Below are 20890 nucleotides of genomic sequence, written 5' to 3'. Positions count from 1 at the left end.
CTAATAAAAAGGGAGCTTACGCTCCCTTCAAACTTTTACTTAGTTCGCCTTGATATTCAGTGTTACGCCACTTGCTGCGCTGTAGCCACGTAAATCTACATGCCAAGTGCCTTGCTGTGGATTTGCAATCGTACAGGTTTCGTTGTTGCCGTTTTTAAAAGGACGACACTGATAGCTTGATGTTGTAGACTGAGATCCAAAGTTTACGTATAGATCCGCATCACCTGAGCCACCTGAAATACTCACTTCAAGGTTGCTGTAGTTGGCATTTAGGTCTTGCGTAAAACGTGCCCAACTTCCAGATGCAACACTGATATTTGACTCAGTGCGGTCAATTGGTTGAGTTCCACCTGTTGAGCTGTAAGTACCCGTCAAAGTCACGCCAGAAATCTGATTCCACGCTTCAACCATCACGTAGTACTTACCAGCTTGAATGTTACTAATATCGCAGCTTTCGTTGCTTGTAGACGTTGTGCTATTGCAGTCATAAGTGTTTAGTGTCGGACGAGAGCCATACTTCACGTAGAGATCCGCATCACCGCTACCACCAGAAGTTGTGAAGTTTAGGCTAGTCGCATCAGCTGGCACATCAAGGGTAAAAAACATTTGCTCTTTTGCCGCGCCACTGATCCCAGTACGAGGCTGACCGTTCGTCAACTCTTCGTCGCCACCTGGAGGTGGTGGAGGATTGGTATCACAGCTACTGCCAGAACTTAAGCTAGAGTTAACGCCAACCGCTGCTAACGCCGCTTGTACATCACCCGGCTCATAACCTAGATCACATGCTGCATCCATTACGCCATTACCCGCTAAATCCCAATCAGTATTAGCTGTCCAATACATTTGGTTGGCTTTTGCCATTACGATGAAGGCTTTTTTCGTATCCCAACCAGCTGTTGTGGCTAAGTTATAGAAAGCTTTGTTGAACACCCCAGAGGTGTGGTGAACATCCATGCTTGACGTATAATTGGACTGATGATCGATCGAACGGCCATCTTGTGTTGGGTCATTCATGTAACGCAGCGCGCCGCTACCTTTGAAGATATCTCGACCAACTAACCAGTCATTGCTTCCTTTCATAAAGAACTCAGCAGCTTCACCCGCCATATCAGAGAACGCCTCATTCAAACCACCAGATTTGTAGCGGTATACTAGACCAGAGTTTTGTTCTGTGAAACCGTGACTTACTTCGTGAGCAGATACGTCAAGACTTACCAACGGATAGAATGTGTTCGCACCATCACCGAATGTCATCGCGCTGCCATCCCAGAACGCGTTTTCGTAATTATTGCTATAGTGCACACGCATTTTAAGTTGGAACGACAGTGGTGCAGTACCTAACCAATCGTTGTACATATTGAATACAACATTACCAAAATAATGAGCATCGTTCAGCGGTGAGTACGCACCGTTAATTTCTTTCACTGTATTTTCTGGGCACGTAAAGCTATGTGCTGTCGAGCCGCTACTACCGTGATTTAAGTTGATTGTCTTAACATTCGTATTAGTCATGGTACAAGTATTACCCGACTGTGCCACATCTAGATGACCATAATCAGTACCATACTGGTAACGACCTGTTTTTTGGTTACCACCTGGGCCTGTCGCATTTGCATGCTGCAAATTGTTGAAGCTTTCTAACACTTCACCGGTGTTTGCATCAATGATCAAATATGGGCGCTTAGGCTCATCACCATAAGTAACAAAAGTGATTTCATACACTAAACGTGCCGTTGAATTGCCATCAAGCCAAATCGCAAGGCGAGATTTTTCGTTATGCTTTTTAAGCTTTTTGCCTGCACTAAGCGATTGCTTTTCAAACTGATGCATCGCCATTTTGGCATTTAGTTTTGGTTTTACTGAACCGATGTCTGCAGCAATGTTGTATACTGCCGCGCCGTGAGCCTTTTTAAGCGCACCGGCATCGTCAAATGTTAAAATGACCGAATCGCCAATCACTGGCAATCCTTGATACATTTGTTGAAAACGCTTAGTTACTTCACCTTTCTTACTATTGAAGCTTTTAAGCTCCTTTAGTTGGCTCGCATTTTCCAAGCCAATCAGCACTTCCGGTTGTGTACTCAACACAGTTTGAGAAGCAGATTTAAGCATAGTATTAATGTCAGCTTGCTGGTTTAGGTATTGTTTTGTTGCAGCTTGAGCACTGAGCGAAGTAAACGCAATCGCACACGCCGTAGCCATAGTTACTGTAGATAATTTCACGAATTACACTCCTAGTATTGTTGTTTTATTGTCCTTTTCATCATTGCTCAACAAAAAGCATTAGATGAAATGTGACTGTTTTCTCCTTTAACTGCAGAAGACGTGGCAAGCCCATTTCCACTTCCCACGCCTAATTAGACTAGGCAGCAATTCAAATAAATAAACCCCAAAGTTAACATTTTAATAATATTTAATTTACTTTAAATATTTATGCAATGCTTTCATGCATTTGTTCAAAAAACAGTCGCACACTAATATCTTGAATTAAGTAACAGAATACATATTTGTAAATTTTTTGATACGATATGAGTAAATATATCAATTTCTTCCCCAAACTAACTTTATAATCATTATGTTGTATCAAAACATGTAGTAACTACTCGGTAATTCTTTCCTGTTTGTGCTTCATTTGTTCAATACCACAACTTTTACCATTTAAAATTATCCTTAAAATTCAATATATTAAAGATATAGTTCTCTCGGTATGACACTTGCAGATTGAATAATTACAAGCTGCAACGAAATTAGGAGGAGTAATGGATACTTATGAAATATTATCCTACGCAGATCATAGAGTTGGGGCCGTTCTAACAGGGAAAGCAGCCGCAGAAAAATTGCAAGGTGAACTGTTAAATAGCCACCTTGTTCAACGTGAGCATCTGGAATTAGTCAATCCATATGATAAGGATGCAGACAAAAAACTTGAGCCTAAGAGTGAAAGTCGTCTTGCCAAAAACATGCTTAATTGGCACTTGTACCTTGGCAGCATGGGGGTGATATTAGGCTTTCTCATCGCAGGGCTATTAGTAAGTTACGGTCCGGCTTTTACACAAGCGAATCCTTACTTGACGTTTATCGCTTTACTAAGCCCTGGCCTATTTTTAGGGCTATTTGCTTCAGGGCTTATTTCTCTGCGTCCAGACAAAGATGCGTTTAATCAAGCGGTGATGAATAAAATCGCAGAGGGCAAGTGGCTGCTTATCATTAAAACGAACAATGAGGCGCATCGAAGCAAACTCATGACGTTTTTCAAAAACAGCTCCAAAACAGACGTTTTAAACTAGACCTTGAGGTAACCTACATGGAAATTTTTAATGCAATAAAGCAAGATCATGATCATCAACGCGCCCTTTTGAATATGTTGGCGGAAACGTCTGGTGATTCAAAGGTCCGCGAAAAGTACTATAAAGAGCTGAAAGACGCGCTAGAAGCACATGCTATCGCGGAAGAAAGGTACTTTTACGCCCCGTTAATGGAAAGTGATATGACGATAGAGGACTCTCGCCACGGTATCGCTGAGCACCACGAGATAGACGAGTTAATTGAGACACTAGACAATACTGAGTTTTCCGATCCTAGTTGGCTTACTAAATTGAAAAAGCTCAAAGATAAAGTTGAGCATCACTTGGCCGACGAAGAGCAAGCGTTTTTCCAGCGTGCAGGTAAGGTACTTGATAAAAATGAAAAGTCGCAACTTGCAGACGAGTATCAAAAAGAGATGGAAGAACAGCTATAACTTTCTATGCCCACAATATATTGTGGGCATTTACTTTGCTAAATGATGATAACACTATACCATCACAGCAACTTGCCAATTAGTATCAGTCCGAGTATAAGCAGTAGCCCATTCATCACCAGCAAAAATTGCTTTTTAGGTAATCGCTTCGCTAGGCGCACGCCGAGTCTATTACCGATTATAGCTACAGGAGTAAAGCAGATAGCGAGCAGTACATGTTGCCACTGTAACAGCCCAGTTGCAGAGAAGGTCATCAACTTGATCACATTCATCAGTGCAAAAAGTACCGCAACTGTCGCGATATAAGCCGTTGGATCCAATTTTCGAGCGTTAAAATACACCATGAGTGGTGGACCGCCCGCATGAATTAAGGTGGTGGAGATACCAGCCGCGGTAGAAGTGCTCGCGGCCAGTAACCTTAAGTGCCCAACACTCTTAGGTGAATTTTTAATCAGCAAACTTTTAAGCGCAAATACTATACTCATCGCTGCAATCACAACCGTCAGCCAAAACTCACTGACGCCTTGAAGAAAAAGCGTTGCTAAAGCTATCCCGACTAGTGTACCTGGCAATAGCCGCTTTAGTTCCGACACATTCCATAAGCGCCAATAGCTTTTCAGGCTAAATATGTCCGCGACGATAAGTAGCGGAAGCATCAACGCAATGGCGTCTCTTGGATTCAACACCATCATCAAAATTGGAACAGAAAACGCCCCTAACGCGCCTGCAAAGCCAGACTTTGAAATACCACTTAGCAAAACGACAAAGGCAATTACTGCAAGTTGTATTGGTTCTGTCATTCCTCAATTCCTTTAATTTAACAGCAAGCGTTCTGTTAAATAGAACCTTCTAGCTGCAAGCACTGATACCTTAACTCACCAATAAATGCGCGTGCGGCAGGTCCTAGCCTGTCGCCATCTTTAAAAATAAGATGAAGTTGTGCTTTGCGCTGACTATGTTGTGATAGCTGCAATGGTTTCAACACGCCTGAGTCCAGTAGTGTTTTGATAGCTGGAATGGGTAACCATGCAAACCCCAACCCTTGCGCTATCATATCAATCGAGGTTGTCATATGGCTCACCGTCCAACGTTGATGCGCACCTAACCAACCTTCATCTTTTTTACGTGCAATAGCGGAGTCTCTTACGACGATTTGACGATGGGACTTTAGATCCTCAAATGTAAGCGCACGACCAAATTGATGTAATGCGTGACTGGGGTTTGCCACTGCAACAAACTCTATTTGGCACAACTCTTCACTGAACCCTTCTTGTAAAGTAACCGGAGAGATGGCGATATCTACGTCGGTATTTTGCAAAAGCTCAGAGGCACCAGTTAATACTGACTCAACCAACTCGACACGCAGCAAAGGATATTGCGCAGAAGTATTTTCGAGTACCTTATAGAGCACTTGCTGAGGGAAAATTTCATCGACCGCAATGCGTAGTTGGCTCTCTATTCCCTTACTCAGCGTCTGTCCTACTGCTTCCACTTTTGCTGCTTCTTCCAATAGATAGTTGGCGCGGCGCAGCATCATTTCGCCCGCTTCGGTTAACAGGGTTCTTCGCCCTTCGACTCTAAAAAGTTTAACACCGAGGCCTTCCTCAATTTTATGTACCGCAGTGTGGATACTTGACTGGCTTTTATGTACTTCCTTGGCAGCTTGATTAAAACCACCGTATTCGACGACGGCTCTAAACATTCGCCATTGCTCTAATGTCACTCTCAACATGCTGATTTAATCCAATATTTATACATTATTGCTCAATGGCTGGTGGCTTATCTTCGCAATTTTCACCATGGCAGGTATTGCGTCTTATTGCGCTTTCTCGTCTGCCTGAAGCACCAGTTTGAGGTCAGCCACACGCTGAGAAATCGCAATGCCATAGCTTTCTGCGTATCTACGAGTAAAGTTGGCCTGACGTTCAACCATGTTGCCGTACAGAATAAAGACACTTGTTATTATCACCTTTATTATGTTCAGGGTAAGTGGATTTATCTAGTCTTCGTTCTAAAAAACAAAATATAAATGCATAAAAAAATCCACAATCAATCTTGTGATTGCGAATATATATTGGGGTGGCAGATCTGCATTAAAATGCTTGGATCTGGCACCGCTACAAAGCCGAATTTTTCATATAAAGTATGCGCATCAAACGTTGCCAGCATAAAGCGCCTTAAGCCTTGTAGCTCTGGATGTTCAACCACGGCTTGAACAATCGCTTTGCCTACCCCTTTACCTCTGGCACTTTCATCAACAATCACGTCGGCAAGGTAGGCAAAGGTGGCATAGTCGGTTATCACGCGACAAAATCCCTGAAACTCGCCTTTGTCATCCAAATACATAAAGCTCAGACTATTTTGAATGGATTTTCCGAGCAATCTTTTAGGCATTTGTTTTGCCCAATAAGAATTAGAGATCAGCTCATGAATAATATCGAGATGGCGCAAAATAAGAGGAGTATCATTGGTTATCATTATTGTCCCGGTTAACGGCAAGAATAGAGCTAAAAATTAAGCGATTATTAGCAAGAAGCAAAGTGAAATTTTCACAGTCATAAACCTTTCATTGTTGCGTCACCCTTCCGTCAATAAAGCGGCGTAATCTCCTTTTCGAAGACTCCCCTTGATTGATGTAGAGTTGTTGGCAGTGCTGACTCAGTTAGCACTGTTTTTTTTGCTCAATACCAGATATAGAAAACGGCGCTCTAAGCGCCGCTCAATTAACCAAACTTTTGAATAATTAACCTAGATTTATTTGATAGGTTGGTGGTTGATTAAGTTTATTACCAAGTCGAGATAACCCTTTCCACCACACAAACCCAAACATCAACATCGCTACAATCCAAAGCAAAGCACTCGTTGGCGAGGTGCTTAACTGACTAGCTTGGTAGACTAAAGTCGCCATGATATACGCAATTGAGGTCGTCCAGCCAATAACAAGCCACATCCACTTACCGCCAGATTCACGTTTAATTGCACCTAATACTGCTACACAAGGGGTATAAAGTAAGATAAAGACAAGATAACTAAATGCACCGATTTGACCATTAAATTTCGCGGCCATTGCGGTAAGTAGCGCAGTGCCACTTTCAGCACCGGATTCTAACTCATTAAGTCCTAATGGGTCGCCAAGGTTTGCGATGAGATCTTTACTATTGTCTACTATGGTCATCAACGCTTCTTTTAACGAAGCCAACAATGAAAACTCTCCCCCTCTTCTTCAGCACCGGTATAAAGCGCATCTAAAGTACCGACGATAGCTTCTTTGGCGAACATACCAGTCACAACACCAACCGTAGCAGGCCAGTTTTCTTCTTTTAACCCAATTGGCTCAAAGAGTGGCGTGACCACCTGCGCAGCCTTAGCCAAAAGTGACTTATCGGTATTCTCATTGCCAAACGAGCCATCTGTACCAATCGAATTTAATGCACTGAGTAAAATAACCACCATCACGATAGTTTTGCCTGCGCGTTTGATAAAACCGCTCAGACGCTGCCAAGTGGTAATGAAAATATTGCGCCAAATTGGCATATGATACGCTGGCATCTCGGTAAATGAGGGTAATTTTTGCGTTTTAAATACTTGCTTTCTAAATAAAAAACCAGAACCTACCGCGACGACTATACCAAGCAAATACAAACCAAAAACGACATTGGCACCGTTCGTTGGAAAGAAAGCCGCGGCAAATAAAGCATATACCGTCAAACGCGCGCCGCAAGACATAAATGGCGCCATAATAATCGTCAATAATCGATCTGACTCTCGGCCCATCGTTCTTGACGCCATTACCGCAGGCACATTACAGCCGAATCCAACAATCAAAGGAACAAAAGCATTACCGGGTAAACCAATTGATGACATCAAACGGTCAATAACAAATGCGGCCCGAGAAAGATAACCACTATCTTCCAAAATGGATAAGCACAGATACAGCACCGCAATCACGGGAATAAAGGTCGCCACTAATTGAATACCGGCACCAAAACCATCAGCCAACAACACACCTAGCCATTGAGGTGCGCCAATATCTGCTAGCAAGATTTTCACACCATCAATGAGTAAGGCACCCACAGCGATGTCAAAAAAGTCGATAAATACAGCACCAACGTTGACCGCAATGGTAAACATTAAATACATCATGGCTAAGAAAATAGGCACACCAAGCCAGCGGTTGAGCACAATTTTATCGAGCGTTTCTGTCGTATCTGCACGTTTTGGCGTAATGATACTGACGCCGTCGGCCAATTTTTTTACGGCTTGGTGACGAGCAACCGCTTTTTCGAGCGGATCGCTGCTGACGCTTTGGGTGTCTGCAGCCGCAGGGGCCTTTGGAAAGCGAGTGATCAGTGCGAGTTGCTCCAACAGCACTTGTTGCCCGGTACCTTTAGCACCGTGAAATGGCACTACAGGTAGACCTAGCTGCTCAGAGAGTCTTTCTAAATCTAACGTTCTCCCGCGCTGTGTTGCGACATCAACCATATTTGCAACAACGAGAATAGGTTTGCCTAGTTCTTTCAGCTGGGAAGTTAATACAAGGTTTCGCTGCAAGTTAGCAGCATCTACGATGTTAATGATGACATCGGCTTCATTTTGCTTTAGGAAGTCACACGCGATTTGCTCATCTTGGCTTGGCTCAATTTGCTCCATGCTATATAACCCGGGCAAATCTACCAATTCTACGTTTGTGTTTTCTAAAACAAAATAGCCGAATTTTTTCTCGACAGTTACCCCTGGCCAATTCCCTACTTTTTGTTTAGAGCCGGTCAGGCGGTTAAATAACGTGGTTTTCCCGCAGTTCGGGTTGCCTACTAACGCAATTTTCATACGTGAGCCCTTAATAACTATAAAACTTCAATTTCAACGAACTGTGCGTCGGCCTTACGCACGCTCACGAAGGTGTCGCCAATTTTCACTTGCATCGGGCATCCAAGTGGTGCGACATTAATGACTTCTATTTGCTCACCTGGAATAATTCCAAGTGCCATTATTCGACTCAGTAACGCAGTATCTGGATGGGTAAGAGAAGTGATAGTCGCTGCGCTATTTTTGGAAAGCTTATCTAATGTCATTGATTATGAGAACAATTTGCAATAAAAGTAGGGGACATCATACCTTATTGACTATTTTCTTTAAACTAGATTGCGACAATAATCTATTATTGGCTGTTATTTGAGGCGTTTACTAGTTAAGATGGTCTAAACCATTGCCAAATGCCTGACTGTATTAAGGGGTCCTGCCAATGAGTAATGACAAGAAAAAATGGACGCTCAAAAGTATTGCTGCGGAATTAGGCGTGTCAAATGCAACCGTATCGAATGCTTTTAACAGACCAGATCAGCTCTCTAAATCCAAGCGTGAAGAAATCCTAAAAGCTTGCAAAGAGTTGGGTTACTTTGGACCTAACAAAGCAGCCCAATCACTACGTAAGGGCTCGTTTAACATTGTCGCGCTAGTACTGCCCGATAGCGTTGAATATATGGTCTCAGATCCCGTTGCAAGTAGCTTTATGCGAGGGGTTGCAAGCGTTTTAGAAGCTCAGCATATCAACCTACTACTGTTCTCAGGCACCGCAGATAACGTCGGTGACATCGTCGATTTTGTCGATGGCTTAATTTGTTATGGTCGCCCGCGTAATCCCAAATTAATCGATCACCTTGCGAATGTTAGCAAGCAGGTTGTGACGGTTGACTTTGATTTGCCCGCGCATGCCAGCATTAATATCGACAACCAACAAGCTGCCTTTGATGTGGCAAGTAAAGCACTGAATAACAATAGTGATGTTGCTATTTTTGGTTTGAGATTATTAGACACGGATTTGCTATGCCGTGTCTACGAGCAGAACTTAACTGACATAGAAACTTCTGTTGCGCATCAGCGTTATAGTGGATATCTCAAAGCCATTGAAGAGTTTGGATTAATACTGGGCGAAGACAGAGTGTGGAATATTCCAGAGAGCAGCGAAAGATTCGCGAGTATCGCAGCAAAAGAGCTACTACACCTCTCACCAAGGCCTAACACTGTACTGTGTATGAGTGACTTGATTGCGCTACCGCTGTTAAGAGAAGCCAAAAAACTTGGCGTAAAGATACCACAGGAACTTAAAGTCGTTGGTTTTGATGGCGTTGATGAAGCACTTCGCTTTAGCCCTAGTCTCACAACTATTCATCAAAATAGTGAAGAAAAAGGCCGAGAAGCGGCCAAACTCTTCTTAGATAAGAGCGAGGATAAAGTAATGCTTGGCTATACCTTAAAAGTGGGGCAAAGCTGTTAATTGCCCCTATCAATTAGATACGACTGGGTAATCGGTAGGAAATGATCGCCGCCAGCAGCAGCATCACACTGGATACCACTAAACAAGCCGCCAAGCCATACACCAAAAAGATCCAACCTGACAATATAGTACCGAGTAACCGTCCGATGGCGTTCGCCATATAATAAAAGCCAACATCAAGTGACACTCCATCACTATTAGCCAAACTTACAATAAGGTAGCTATGAAGGGATGAATTGATAGCAAACACAATACCAAAGAGTAAAAGTCCACCTACTACGGCTAAGCTTGTAAAGAGCTGCGCTTGAAGTAAGATAGCAATCAACAGCGGAATAGCCGCTAAATACAGCGCCCATCCGCTGACTTTACTCGGGGTTGAAACAAACTTATCACGACTAATAAATCTAGGTGTTGTTGATTGCACGATGCCATAACCGATAACCCAAGTAGCCATAAAGCCACCAACCCACCAATGATCCCAACCAAACTGCTGCGATAAAAAGACCGGAAGCGCCACCACAAACCAAACATCCCGCGCGGCAAATAAAAACAATCGCGCGGCAGACAGAATATTAATTGCTCGGCTTTTTGAAAATACATCACTAAATTTAGGTTTGTTTTTTGCCTTACCTAGATCGCTTTTTAAGCTGGTAAGGCTAAATAACCATACCAATAGCAACATGCTTGCCATCAACCACATCGCGCCGGTAAACCCAAGTATGGTCAGCAGTAGCCCGCCGAGAAAAAACCCGACGCCTTTTAGCGCATTTTTAGAGCCGGTAAGTATTGCTACCCACTTAAACAAGGTCCCTTCTTCACCCGATTTGACGATGGCCTTTATCGCACTTTTTGCACTCATTTTATTGAGATCTTTGGCGATACCTGAAAGCGCCTGCGCAGTCATAACGTAAGGCACGGTGAGCCAGTGCGTTGGTGCTACTAACATCAATAATGCCACTATTTGTATGCCTAACCCGATATTCATAGTGCGGTTTAAGCCAATGCGTGCGCCAAGCCATCCCCCGATTAAATTGGTGACAACACCAAAAATTTCATAAAAGAGAAATAGCATGGCGATTTCAAGCGGATTATAACCCAGTTGATGAAAGTACAGCACCACCAACATTCTGAGCGCACCGTCCGTCAAGGTGAACGCCCAATAGTTACCAGTCACAATGAGATATTGCTTGATATCCTGAGGTAAATTGCGCACCTGCATAATGTCTTATTCGCCTAACGACAATCCGACTTTACGTACTAATTCGGCTGTACGATTTGCATAGCCCCACTCGTTGTCATACCACACATACAACTTAACCTGAGTGCCATTAACTACCATTGTAGATAGCGCATCGACGATGCTAGAGCGAGGATCCGTTTTATAGTCAATAGAAACTAATGGTCTTGATTCATAACCTAAAATTCCGTTAAGCTCAGTAGCAGCAGCTTGCGCCATCCAGTGGTTAATCTCTTCCACTGTAGTTGGCCGCTCGACCTCGAAAACGCAGTCTGTTAATGAAGCATTCGCCAACGGAACACGAACAGCGTGACCATTTAGCTTACCTTTTAATTCTGGAAAGATATGGGTAATAGCAGTCGCTGAACCCGTTGTTGTCGGAATTAAACTCATGCCACAGGCCCGCGCGCGACGTAAATCCTTATGTGGCGCATCCAAAATGGTTTGCGTATTGGTAATGTCGTGAATGGTCGTCATTGAGCCGTGCTTTATGCCGATGTTTTCTTGCAGGACTTTTACGACTGGCGCTAAGCAGTTAGTGGTACAAGAAGCGGCCGTAACGATTTGGTGGGGCATGTCGTCGTATAGATGGTCATTCACTCCCATCACAATATTCAATACTCCTTCTTCTTTTACCGGTGCCGTAACAACAACACGCTTAACGCCTTGAGCTAAATACTGTTGCAGCAAAGCTTTGGTTTTCATTTTGCCGGATGCTTCGATCACTACGTCACATTGAGACCAGTCGGTTTGCGCAATCTCTTTGTTTTGAGTCACCGACAACACAGTTTCACCTATTTGGATCTGTTCACCTTGAAAAGACACACTGTGATGCCATTTACCATGGACAGAATCAAACTCTAGCAAGTGTGCCAGGGTTTCTGCATTGCCCGCAGGATCGTTAATTTGTACAAACTCGATTTCAGGCCAGTCAAAGCTAGCGCGAAGCGCCAAACGCCCCATTCGACCAAAACCATTGATCCCTACTTTAATCGTCATAAGAACTCCAAAATCTCATTATTAGTTACAGCAAGTTGCCATGCGTGTTGGCCGTTCGCCCATCGCATTTAGCCTCACTAACTCAGCTTTTATATAATCTGGTTGATGCATAACCGTGGCGTTTATCACCGCCTTCATCCATAGTGGTAGCGTTGGGTTTATAGAATAAAACACCCATTGTTTTTGCTTGCGATCACATAGAATTCCAGCCTTCTTCAGCTGCGCTAAATGCCGTGAAACTTTGGGTTGGCTATCTTGTTCAAGCGCAACCATTAGCTCGCAAACACATAGCTCACCTTCCACCATCAACATGGCAAGCGTTTTTAAGCGGATCTCATCCGCTAGGGATTTATAAAACTGCAAGGGTGTAATTAGCGTATGTTGTGGCTTACCTTCGCGTAGTAGGGAAATAACTTGTTCATTGATGTCGAACAAGGTTTGCTCATAAGCATTATTGCGACTTCGCTCAGCTGGACTCGCAATATCCCACGCAAGGACATGTTCTCCTTGCAGTTTACCTTCGCATTCAGATTGCACTTCAGAGCATAAGGTTACCACCACATCAAAGTGTTCGTCCTTGTACTCATTGAGGTGTTTACTGTACAGGTTGTCCGTATTAATCCCTAAACGGCGTAGCATTGAAAGCGTAGTCGTATTCACGGTGCTTGGCTTAGTGCCTGCACTATAGGCATGAACATCCGAACCGCCATGAAAGTTAGCTAGCGCCTGTGCTAAAATTGACCGCGTTGAATTTCCAGAACAAAGAAAAAGTATCTTCATTAGTACATAATAAATTAATTATATAAATTTATTGTTATATAGCTAATCGGCGATGTCAATTACACTTTGATGATATTTATCTGTTCATGACAGCTCATTAAAGATGACGAGCCGCTACCAAGAATAATTGACTTAATCAATGGTGAGGTATTTAAAGCCAGCTTTCTTTATGCAACTTAGAAGCTGGCTCCTAGGTGTGATTAAAAGAGCAGCGACTGAATATTATAGTCCTGCTTTGTGTCGTTTTCAGAAAGTGTAATCACCGCTTCATCTCTTGTGAGATCAACTCGTAACTCCGCTTTTGCATTATTGCCCTCCCAAGTTATAACCAGATTTGATCCTTGGCATGTTAATGCGAAGTCACCATCAAATGCGTAACAACTATTACGCAGTTTAATTAGTGTCTGTAGGCCCGTTACAACTGGTTTATCGAGAGCAGCTTCCACCATAGCTACGTCTAAGTAAGGGCGATTAATATCGCGTCCAACGTTACTTTCTTCGAGGAGCGTCATGTCATTTTCCATCGCCAACAAACCACCATAGTAAACCTGCGGTACTCCGGGACAGAAAAACTGAATTGCCCTTGCTACCAAATAATAAAAGTCATGCTTCCCTAAGGCTTCGTAATAGCTGCAATTGACTTGGTACAAGTCGACATTACTTGCCGCAGCGCCTGTTGCTTTGCGACTTAGGCCTTTACTGTTGCTATGGATCTGCTCAACCAAAGCATCAATTTGATTTGCATCGAGTAACCCTGGTTTATCCCCTTCTGGCCCCGCGTCAATAATGCCAATACCGTCATGAGTATCCAGCACGGTTAGACAATTACGCGGCGCAATGTCCAACCATTTAGCCAAAGCCGAGAAATCTTTATTGAATAAACTATGTAAAATAAGCGGCGGGAGTGCAAAGTCATAAACCCGATCGACTCTGCTGGCAACTTCTACTTGGGTCTTATAATAACTGTGAATTTCAGCAATGGTTTCCATCCCGAGTTCATTGGCACGCTGAGATAATTGATTGATAAAAGAAAAGGCCTCATCAGTCATAAAACAGCTGGTGTTTGCACGTTTGATTGCATATCCAGCGGCATCTAATCGAATAATTTTCACTCCACTGTCTGCAAACAATGTTAAGACTTTCTCTAAATAAGCGCGTCCCGCTTCTGACTCAACATTAATATCAATTTGGTTATCAGTAAAAGTGGTCCAAAAGTCTACAACTTCGCCACTCGCTAACGTCTTTTTAGAAAAGCAACTTCCCGGCCTCGGACGATAAATTGCTTTTGCTTGCGCTTGCGTTATGCCATCTGGAAAGACATCTTCCTCTTTTAAAAACATCGACCAAAACTGTGATTCTCGGCCATGAGCCAACACATCTAAAAATTCCGCAGACTCCCCTGATGCATGATTGACGATAAGATCCGCCATTACCTCACAGTGCTCAGCTATCAATTTGATATGTTGCCAATCACCTAATCGCTCGTCGACTTTGGCATGGTCAATTGGGTCAAAGCCCGCATCACTGCCATCAATGGGATAGTAAAAAGGCAAAATGTGGACACCACCAAATAGTCCAGCTAACGGGCCCGTTAGCAACGTATTTAATTGTGCAAGGCCACCGCCAGAAAGGCGATCAGCATACGTGATCAACTGAACTTGGTTTTTCATAATTTACTCATTAAAAAAGTTGAGACTTAATCGATTAAGATATATCTTTAATCATGAACAAACAATAATCAAGTTTTATCGTGGCGTTCTACTAAAAATAATTCGCTTAATGCAGATTAGTATTACACTCAGTCTAATGCAAAGAAGTAGACCAGCTACATAATCATGCCCTTCAAGAGGTGAACAATGAGCAGCAAGTCGAATCAAACTCAGCTCAACACGTTGCGCTGGTTAACTTATATGATGTTTTTGATGTTTGCGATGACATCAGACGCCGTAGGCGTGATCATTCCAACACTGATCAGCGAATACCAACTTAGCATGACCCAAGCAAGCGCCTTTCACTATGCCCCAATGATCTTAATTGCCTTTAGTGGTTTATGTTTAGGGTTTTTGGCAGATAAGATAGGTCGTAAACTCACCGTGTTAATTGGCCTAATGCTATTTTCGTCAGCATGTTTCTTGTTTGCATTGGGTGAAACCTTCACCATGTTTTTAGTGCTTTTATGTGTCGTTGGGTTAGCCATTGGTCTATTTAAAACTGGGGCTCTCGCCCTCCTTGGCGATATTTCTGACGGCGCACAGGAACATACTCAAACCATGAATAAAGTCGAAGGTTTTTTTGCCATTGGCGCAATTATCGGCCCTGCAATTGTCAGCTATCTGTTGGTGCAAGGGGTAAGTTGGACCTATCTTTATGTGCTAGCTGGCGGGCTGTGTTTATTACTTGGTGTCGTGACTTTAAACACTGAATTTCCCAAGTTCAACGCTGCAAGTGCACAAAACAATGCGGGTCTATCTCACACCGCAGCAATGCTCAAGAACAAGTATGCACTTGGCTTTTCCCTTGCCATTGCACTCTACGTTGCAACTGAGGTCGCGATTTATGTCTGGATGCCCACTTTATTGCAGGATTACCAAGGTAATTTAACTTGGCTTGCAACTTATGCGCTAACCATCTTTTTTATTTTACGTGCAATCGGTCGCTTTATGGCTGTATGGCTACTCGCTAAGTATCGTTGGCAGAGCGTAATGCTAGCGCTGAGCTTCGCTATATTTGTATGCTATTTTTTGACTTACCTTTATGGTGTTACTGCCGCCATATTTACGCTCCCTCTGAGTGGTTTATTTATGTCGATGATTTACCCAACCTTAAATTCCAAAGGTATCTCGTGTTTTGACAAGGCTCAGCACGGTTCCGTCGCTGGTGTGATGCTGTTCTTCACCGCGCTCTCAGCAGCCGTAGCACCACTTCTGATGGGAATGGTGAGCGATTACTTTGGCCATGTTAGCTATGGTTTTGTACTCGCGACTGGGTTTGCGTTTTTACTCTTTGTGGCCATGTTGTACAACTGGGTAAAGGATCCAGCCCGCTTGCCACTGAGCAAAAACGCTAAGTTGCAGCGAGTGTAACACTGCCAACCGCAAATTTTTTGCTGATTAAAATTCATAAAAACCAAAGAGTTAAAATTTTGTTTGAATTATTGATTAATTTTTAATTGCAACCAACCTCAATTGTGCTAAAAATAAACTTAATCGATTAAGTTTATTTTTAATAGACCGTACGAGTTTGACAACGACGACAAGAGGCAAATGATGACAACAATCAAAACCACCCTATTTACACTCAGCGCACTCACGCTTGCAATCTCTCACTCTGCGGCCGCTGAAGACAAAACACAAACTAAGCCTGCCGATGGCTTTGAGAAAATAGTCGTAACGGGTGTACCAAAACGCACCACAATTATGGAATCGAGTGTTTCTGTTAGCAGCATAGGATTGGAGCAAATCTCTGTTGCAACGCCCAGAACTTCCGCTGAAGCATTCAAACTAATCCCAGGAGTAAGGTCCGAATCAACGGGTGGAGAGGGTAATGCCAATATCGCTGTACGTGGCCTTCCTGTCGCATCTGGTGGCGCTAAGTTTTTGCAGCTACAAGAAGATGGCTTGCCAATTTTACAGTTTGGTGACATCGCTTTTGGTAACGCAGATATTTTTATGCGCCTTGATAATACCGTGGAATCAATAGAGTCCATTCGTGGTGGCTCGGCTTCTACTGCCGCCAGCGACGCTCCGGGTGGTATTATCAACTTGATTTCAAAAACGGGTGAAAATGAATCAGGCAGCGTTGCCACCACATTTGGTTTAGATTATGACGAATTTAGAACCGATTTTGAGTATGGCAGTTATTTAAGTGACGACATAAAGTTTCATATTGGTGGCTTTGTACGCCAAGGTGAAGGCCCGCGTGACACTGGCTACACCGCAAATAAAGGCGGCCAAATCAAAGCCAATATCACCAAGGAATTCGAAAATGGCTACGTTCGTTTATATGTAAAACACCTTGATGATAAAACAGCGGGCTACCTCCCTATGCCAATGTACTCTAATGGCGACTCCATAAGCGGTTTTGATGTACTGTCAGACACGCCCCACTCTGTCTATTTCACCAAAACGCAAGGGTTAGATGGTAACAATCAAATTCGTCAAGGGGATATGCGAGACGGGATGCACCCAGTTGTTGATAGTATCGGTTTTGAAGCGAATTTTGACTTAGGTAATGACTGGCAAATCGAAAACCGATTCCGAAAGGCGAGTATCTCAGGTACATTTATGTCACCTTTCCCTGCCGAGGTTGCAAATAGCCAAGCAATTGCCGAGAGCATAGCGGGTACAGGTGCAACTCTTTCCTTCGCCAACGGACCAAAAGCAAATCAAGCGTTCGATCAAGCACTTCTTATGCGCGTTCATACCTTTGAAGTGGAAATGAATGATTTTGACAACATCATGAATGATCTAAAGCTCACCAAGTCATTCGGTACTGACACGTCACTCACTCTCGGCTACTTCATGTCGTCTCAAAATATCAACATGTCTTGGTTATGGAATTCATACTTGCTCGAAGTAAAAGGAGATAATGCAGCGCTTGTGGACGTCGCCGCAGCAGATGGCACGGCATACTCTGAAAGCGGATTATATGCATACGGTACGCCCTATTGGGGAAATTGTTGCCAGCGCAACTACGACACCGAATACGATACCCGTGCCCCATATATCGCCTTTTCGACAAAACTTGGCGATATATCTGTTGATGCGAGTGTGCGTCATGATTCAGGTAAGGCTACGGGCACATTTGCTGGCGCGGTTACTTCTCGAGTGGATATCAACCGCGACGGCACTATCTCAAAGCCAGAAGAACAAGTTGCGGCCATCGATCTCGCTAATCCCAATATGGTTAATTACGATTGGAGCTACACGAGTTACTCTGTCGGCGCTAATTATCAAATGACTTCGGACAGAGCCATTTTCGGCAGGTTCAGTGAGGGCGGTCGTGCAAATGCAGATAGGTTGTTGTTCGGTAAAATTAATGTTGATGGCAGCGTTGCCGATGAAGATGCTGTAGATGAAGTGACGCAATATGAATTTGGGATCAAACAGAAGTTTGAACAAGGTCGTCTTTTTGCAACTTTATTTTACGCCGAAACAGAAGAGCAAAACTTTGAAGCGACCAGCCAAAAGTTCTTTGATAGACAATATGAAGCACAAGGTGTTGAGCTTGAAGGTGTCTATTTTATTGGTTCCTTTGACTTACGAGGAAGCTTGACTTGGACTGATGCTGAAATCGCAAAAGATGCACTCACTCCTGAAGTCGAGGGCAACACGCCAAGACGTCAAGCTGACTTTGTGTATTCCTTATTGGGTAAATATAACTTTGAACAAGGCGCTATCGGTTTAAGCTTAATCGGCACCACTGATGCGTACGCACAAGACAACAACGAATTGAAATTTGACGGTTACACGCAACTCAACGCCTTCGCAAGTTATGATCTTACTGAGCGCTTCAATATTGCGTTAAACGTTAACAACCTTTTTGATACCACTGGGCTAACAGAAGCCGAGGAAGGTGTTATGCCAACAAACAATATTATTCGCGCCCGCAGTATTAACGGCAGAACCACTTCCATCACTTTAAAATACCGTTTCTGATCAGAGGTAGTAGTTATGCAATTAACGTGTTTTGGCGAGATGCTTATCGATTTGTTACCTACGGGAGACGGAAGCCTTAAGCCTATTGCAGGCGGAGCTCCTGCGAATGTTGCTGTAGGCTTTGCTAAACTTGGCGGTAGTACTAGATTTGTGGGAGGCTTTGCTGAAGACCCATTTTCGCTGCAATTAAAATCAACCTTGGCGGTATATGATGTAGGGACTGAATATTGCATCACTATAAGTGGAACCCAAACGGCTTTAGCCATCGTCCACCTAGACGCTCAAGGTGAACGAAGTTTTTCGTTTTATCGTGACAATACCGCAGATATCGCAATCCGCCCAAAAGACTTTATTCATTTGCAATGGCCCGAGCACGGAATATTTCATTTCTGCTCAAACACACTTACCGATGCTGAAGTTGCAAGTACCACCGTGACATTACTAAAGTCCGCTGCGGCCCATAATCAATTGATTTCATTCGATGTCAACCTACGGTTGAATCTATGGCATGACTTGTCTTGCCTATCCGAGCGTGTAGAAGCCTGTTACCCCTATGTCGACATATTGAAAGTGAGTAGAGAAGAGTTGAAATATCTCGCTGAAGAAAAGGACATGAGAGAGGCAAGCTATTTAGATTGGTTACTTAGTGTCGGCGTACAAGCTGTGATCTCAAGCGATGGACCAAACCCTTGCAGCGTATTAACAACTAAAGACTTTTATTCCGTCGCTTCACCCACTATTGATGCAGTTGATACAACAGGTGCTGGGGATAGCTTAATGGCAGGGTTTCTATTTCAACTCAGTCAACATGGGATCTCAAAAGATACGTTAGTGCAAAACTTCTCAACCCTAAAAAAGGCACTGAGCTTTGCCGTGAAATGCGGTGCGTTTACCTGTGAGTACAAAGGAGTTATGCCCTTTATGCCAACGCTTGCAGGTGTGTCTGACCGATTTTCTTCCTTCGACCCTGAGGCTTTGTTGGGTTAATACCTAAAGCGGGAAAAGGCATTCCCGCTGTTTTATTATCATAACCGAGGCTTAAAACCCTGTTTCATAGTCAATATGAGCGGTGTTTGTCGTCTCGTATGTACCGTCAGTGTATAGAATGGTTGCGGTAGCATTGTACTGACGATAAGCACGAATGGTCATGTTACACGTCGTACCGCCGCTGCAGTTAGCATCACCATTCCAAATTACTTTACTAATCGCTTTAGTGGCATTGGCGATATAAAACTTACCAGAAGTTGAGTTTCCAAAAGAAAAATCAATTCCTGAACAATAACTGGTGTTGTTACCCCACACATTACCGCCTGATTTCACGTTCAAAGAGCACTTTAAATCTGCCGCTTGCGAACTAAAAGACAGACCACCTAGTACAACCAATACTGAAGCAATTAATGTTGATTTCATTATTATTTCCTTTAATTAAGAATGAGTTAAGTAATATTTAGTGGCCAGTTTCATACGAAATACGTGATACATTCGTTTCTTCGTATGTGCCATCTTTGTATAAGATAGTCGCCGTTGCCGTGTGTGTCTGATACGCATAAACCGTCAGCCCACATTCAACACCACCAGAGCAGTTAGCATCACCATTCCAAATCACTTTGTTAATTGGTTTGCTGATATTCGTTAAGTAGAATTTACCTGTTGTTGAATTACCAAATGAGAAATCCACACCAAAGCAGGTTTGTCCGTTACCGATGACGTTACCACCTCTTTTCACTTGTAGGTCGCAATTCAGCTCCGTCGCGCCAGCGCTACAGGTGCCTACTAATGCAATAGCCGCAAGTATCTTAGTTACCTTTTGTTTCATCTTACTCTCCTTATATTTATTATGTTTACAACCAAGAAACCTTGGTTAAAAAACAAACTACACAAAAAACATAAAAAATTCAATTGTTTTTACTAATGAAAAACATAAAATTCACAAACAATTTGGAATGCATTAAATTGACTAAGTTCATGGGAAGTAATTTAAGCGATTGAGACAAGCTGTAGAAATTAACGAAATAATCGGCTGAATAAAAAAAGGCCGCAGCGGCGGCCAAACACATCATGGGTAAAACAATGAAGGGATGTAAGTGTGAATTACACGAGCTATTCTATGCGAATAATCATAAATTAAAATCATATTATAAAGATTGTTATCATCGCTTTTTTCGAACGGTCTATTTCTGCGATGCTCGTGATACAATCGCGAA

19 protein-coding genes are annotated in these 20890 nt (G+C 43.1%); 6 read left to right on the top strand and 13 right to left on the bottom strand.

The annotated features are described in order from the left end of the window. Positions 1-39: 39 nt before the first annotated feature. Positions 40-2223, bottom strand: coding sequence for a M4 family metallopeptidase (locus tag B1L02_RS19670; RefSeq protein WP_088532483.1), 2184 nt, complete (start codon positions 2221-2223; stop codon positions 40-42). Positions 2224-2759: 536 nt separating this feature from the next. Between B1L02_RS19670 and B1L02_RS19665 the strand changes: the two genes are divergently transcribed. Then, complete coding sequence (locus tag B1L02_RS19665; RefSeq protein ID WP_088532482.1) at positions 2760-3287, top strand: hypothetical protein; 528 nt, start codon at positions 2760-2762, stop codon at positions 3285-3287. A gap of 17 nt (positions 3288-3304) precedes the next feature. After that, a complete protein-coding gene (locus B1L02_RS19660) occupies positions 3305-3739 on the top strand; it encodes a hemerythrin domain-containing protein (RefSeq protein ID WP_088532481.1) in 435 nt (144 codons plus the stop codon). Between the two features lie 62 nt (positions 3740-3801). On the opposite strand, the gene B1L02_RS19655 is transcribed toward B1L02_RS19660, so the two are convergent. The 6 genes from B1L02_RS19655 to B1L02_RS19635 form a co-directional block, all read right to left on the bottom strand. Continuing rightward, complete coding sequence (locus B1L02_RS19655; RefSeq protein ID WP_088532480.1) at positions 3802-4539, bottom strand: sulfite exporter TauE/SafE family protein; 738 nt, start codon at positions 4537-4539, stop codon at positions 3802-3804. A gap of 35 nt (positions 4540-4574) precedes the next feature. Further along, positions 4575-5471, bottom strand: a complete 897-nt coding sequence (locus B1L02_RS19650) for a LysR family transcriptional regulator (RefSeq protein ID WP_088532479.1) — start codon at positions 5469-5471, stop codon at positions 4575-4577. Between the two features lie 317 nt (positions 5472-5788). Next, entirely contained in the window at positions 5789-6217 is a 429-nt protein-coding gene (locus tag B1L02_RS19645; RefSeq protein WP_088532478.1) for a GNAT family N-acetyltransferase, read from the bottom strand. A gap of 265 nt (positions 6218-6482) precedes the next feature. Then, positions 6483-6941, bottom strand: coding sequence for a nucleoside recognition domain-containing protein (locus B1L02_RS24975; RefSeq protein WP_250644918.1), 459 nt, complete (start codon positions 6939-6941; stop codon positions 6483-6485). Continuing rightward, a complete protein-coding gene (gene feoB, locus B1L02_RS19640; RefSeq protein WP_250644917.1) occupies positions 6926-8566 on the bottom strand; it encodes a ferrous iron transport protein B in 1641 nt (546 codons plus the stop codon). The genes B1L02_RS24975 and feoB overlap by 16 nt, the downstream gene beginning before the upstream one ends. A 17-nt stretch (positions 8567-8583) precedes the next feature. Then, positions 8584-8811: a FeoA family protein gene (locus tag B1L02_RS19635; protein WP_010605304.1), complete on the bottom strand. Its 228-nt coding sequence runs from the start codon at positions 8809-8811 to the stop codon at positions 8584-8586. A 170-nt stretch (positions 8812-8981) separates the two neighbouring features. Here B1L02_RS19635 and B1L02_RS19630 point away from each other — a divergent pair, with 170 nt between their 5' ends. Then, complete coding sequence (locus tag B1L02_RS19630; RefSeq protein WP_088532477.1) at positions 8982-10013, top strand: LacI family DNA-binding transcriptional regulator; 1032 nt, start codon at positions 8982-8984, stop codon at positions 10011-10013. Between the two features lie 13 nt (positions 10014-10026). Here B1L02_RS19630 and arsJ read toward each other — a convergent pair whose 3' ends face one another. From arsJ to gtfA, 4 genes are all read right to left on the bottom strand, one after another. Beyond that, a complete protein-coding gene (gene arsJ / locus B1L02_RS19625) occupies positions 10027-11232 on the bottom strand; it encodes an organoarsenical effux MFS transporter ArsJ (RefSeq protein WP_088532476.1) in 1206 nt (401 codons plus the stop codon). Positions 11233-11238: 6 nt separating this feature from the next. Beyond that, positions 11239-12249: an ArsJ-associated glyceraldehyde-3-phosphate dehydrogenase gene (locus B1L02_RS19620; RefSeq protein ID WP_088532475.1), complete on the bottom strand. Its 1011-nt coding sequence runs from the start codon at positions 12247-12249 to the stop codon at positions 11239-11241. Between the two features lie 21 nt (positions 12250-12270). After that, positions 12271-13029, bottom strand: a complete 759-nt coding sequence (locus tag B1L02_RS19615) for a metalloregulator ArsR/SmtB family transcription factor (RefSeq protein ID WP_088532474.1) — start codon at positions 13027-13029, stop codon at positions 12271-12273. Positions 13030-13229: 200 nt separating this feature from the next. Continuing rightward, the gene (gtfA, locus tag B1L02_RS19610) at positions 13230-14699 is read right to left on the bottom strand and encodes a sucrose phosphorylase (protein ID WP_088532473.1); all 1470 of its coding nucleotides are present in this window, start codon (positions 14697-14699) and stop codon (positions 13230-13232) included. Between the two features lie 186 nt (positions 14700-14885). Here gtfA and B1L02_RS19605 point away from each other — a divergent pair, with 186 nt between their 5' ends. From B1L02_RS19605 to B1L02_RS19595, 3 genes are all read left to right on the top strand, one after another. Further along, positions 14886-16112, top strand: coding sequence for an MFS transporter (locus B1L02_RS19605; protein WP_088532472.1), 1227 nt, complete (start codon positions 14886-14888; stop codon positions 16110-16112). A gap of 183 nt (positions 16113-16295) precedes the next feature. Further along, entirely contained in the window at positions 16296-18686 is a 2391-nt protein-coding gene (locus tag B1L02_RS19600; RefSeq protein ID WP_088532471.1) for a TonB-dependent receptor domain-containing protein, read from the top strand. A gap of 15 nt (positions 18687-18701) precedes the next feature. After that, on the top strand, positions 18702-19673 hold the full coding sequence (locus B1L02_RS19595; RefSeq protein WP_088532470.1) for a carbohydrate kinase family protein: 972 nt from the start codon (positions 18702-18704) through the stop codon (positions 19671-19673). Between the two features lie 51 nt (positions 19674-19724). Here the strand turns inward: B1L02_RS19595 and B1L02_RS19590 are convergent, their stop codons facing one another. Next, positions 19725-20096, bottom strand: a complete 372-nt coding sequence (locus tag B1L02_RS19590; protein ID WP_088532469.1) for a hypothetical protein — start codon at positions 20094-20096, stop codon at positions 19725-19727. 37 nt (positions 20097-20133) lie between these two features. Then, entirely contained in the window at positions 20134-20502 is a 369-nt protein-coding gene (locus B1L02_RS19585; RefSeq protein WP_088532468.1) for a hypothetical protein, read from the bottom strand. Between the last annotated feature and the right edge of the window lie 388 nt (positions 20503-20890).

This window comes from Pseudoalteromonas piscicida (genome assembly GCF_002208135.1).
Taxonomy (GTDB): Bacteria; Pseudomonadota; Gammaproteobacteria; order Enterobacterales; family Alteromonadaceae; genus Pseudoalteromonas; species Pseudoalteromonas piscicida_A.
The sequence above is the reverse complement of the archived record's forward strand: the minus strand, read 5'-3'. Positions and strand labels throughout refer to the sequence as shown.

Excerpts from the sequence above, each read along its gene's own strand:
- B1L02_RS19665 (WP_088532482.1), top strand. The coding sequence starts at position 2,760 with ATGGATACTTATGAAATATTATCCTACGCAGATCATAGAGTTGGGGCC.
- B1L02_RS19660 (WP_088532481.1), top strand. The coding sequence starts at position 3,305 with ATGGAAATTTTTAATGCAATAAAGCAAGATCATGATCATCAACGCGCC.
- B1L02_RS19655 (WP_088532480.1), bottom strand. The coding sequence starts at position 4,539 with ATGACAGAACCAATACAACTTGCAGTAATTGCCTTTGTCGTTTTGCTA.
- B1L02_RS19650 (WP_088532479.1), bottom strand. The coding sequence starts at position 5,471 with ATGTTGAGAGTGACATTAGAGCAATGGCGAATGTTTAGAGCCGTCGTC.
- B1L02_RS19645 (WP_088532478.1), bottom strand. The coding sequence starts at position 6,217 with ATGATAACCAATGATACTCCTCTTATTTTGCGCCATCTCGATATTATT.
- feoB (WP_250644917.1), bottom strand. The coding sequence starts at position 8,566 with ATGAAAATTGCGTTAGTAGGCAACCCGAACTGCGGGAAAACCACGTTA.
- B1L02_RS19635 (WP_010605304.1), bottom strand. The coding sequence starts at position 8,811 with ATGACATTAGATAAGCTTTCCAAAAATAGCGCAGCGACTATCACTTCT.
- B1L02_RS19630 (WP_088532477.1), top strand. The coding sequence starts at position 8,982 with ATGAGTAATGACAAGAAAAAATGGACGCTCAAAAGTATTGCTGCGGAA.
- arsJ (WP_088532476.1), bottom strand. The coding sequence starts at position 11,232 with ATGCAGGTGCGCAATTTACCTCAGGATATCAAGCAATATCTCATTGTG.
- B1L02_RS19620 (WP_088532475.1), bottom strand. The coding sequence starts at position 12,249 with ATGACGATTAAAGTAGGGATCAATGGTTTTGGTCGAATGGGGCGTTTG.
- B1L02_RS19615 (WP_088532474.1), bottom strand. The coding sequence starts at position 13,029 with ATGAAGATACTTTTTCTTTGTTCTGGAAATTCAACGCGGTCAATTTTA.
- gtfA (WP_088532473.1), bottom strand. The coding sequence starts at position 14,699 with ATGAAAAACCAAGTTCAGTTGATCACGTATGCTGATCGCCTTTCTGGC.
- B1L02_RS19605 (WP_088532472.1), top strand. The coding sequence starts at position 14,886 with ATGAGCAGCAAGTCGAATCAAACTCAGCTCAACACGTTGCGCTGGTTA.
- B1L02_RS19600 (WP_088532471.1), top strand. The coding sequence starts at position 16,296 with ATGACAACAATCAAAACCACCCTATTTACACTCAGCGCACTCACGCTT.
- B1L02_RS19595 (WP_088532470.1), top strand. The coding sequence starts at position 18,702 with ATGCAATTAACGTGTTTTGGCGAGATGCTTATCGATTTGTTACCTACG.
- B1L02_RS19590 (WP_088532469.1), bottom strand. The coding sequence starts at position 20,096 with ATGAAATCAACATTAATTGCTTCAGTATTGGTTGTACTAGGTGGTCTG.
- B1L02_RS19585 (WP_088532468.1), bottom strand. The coding sequence starts at position 20,502 with ATGAAACAAAAGGTAACTAAGATACTTGCGGCTATTGCATTAGTAGGC.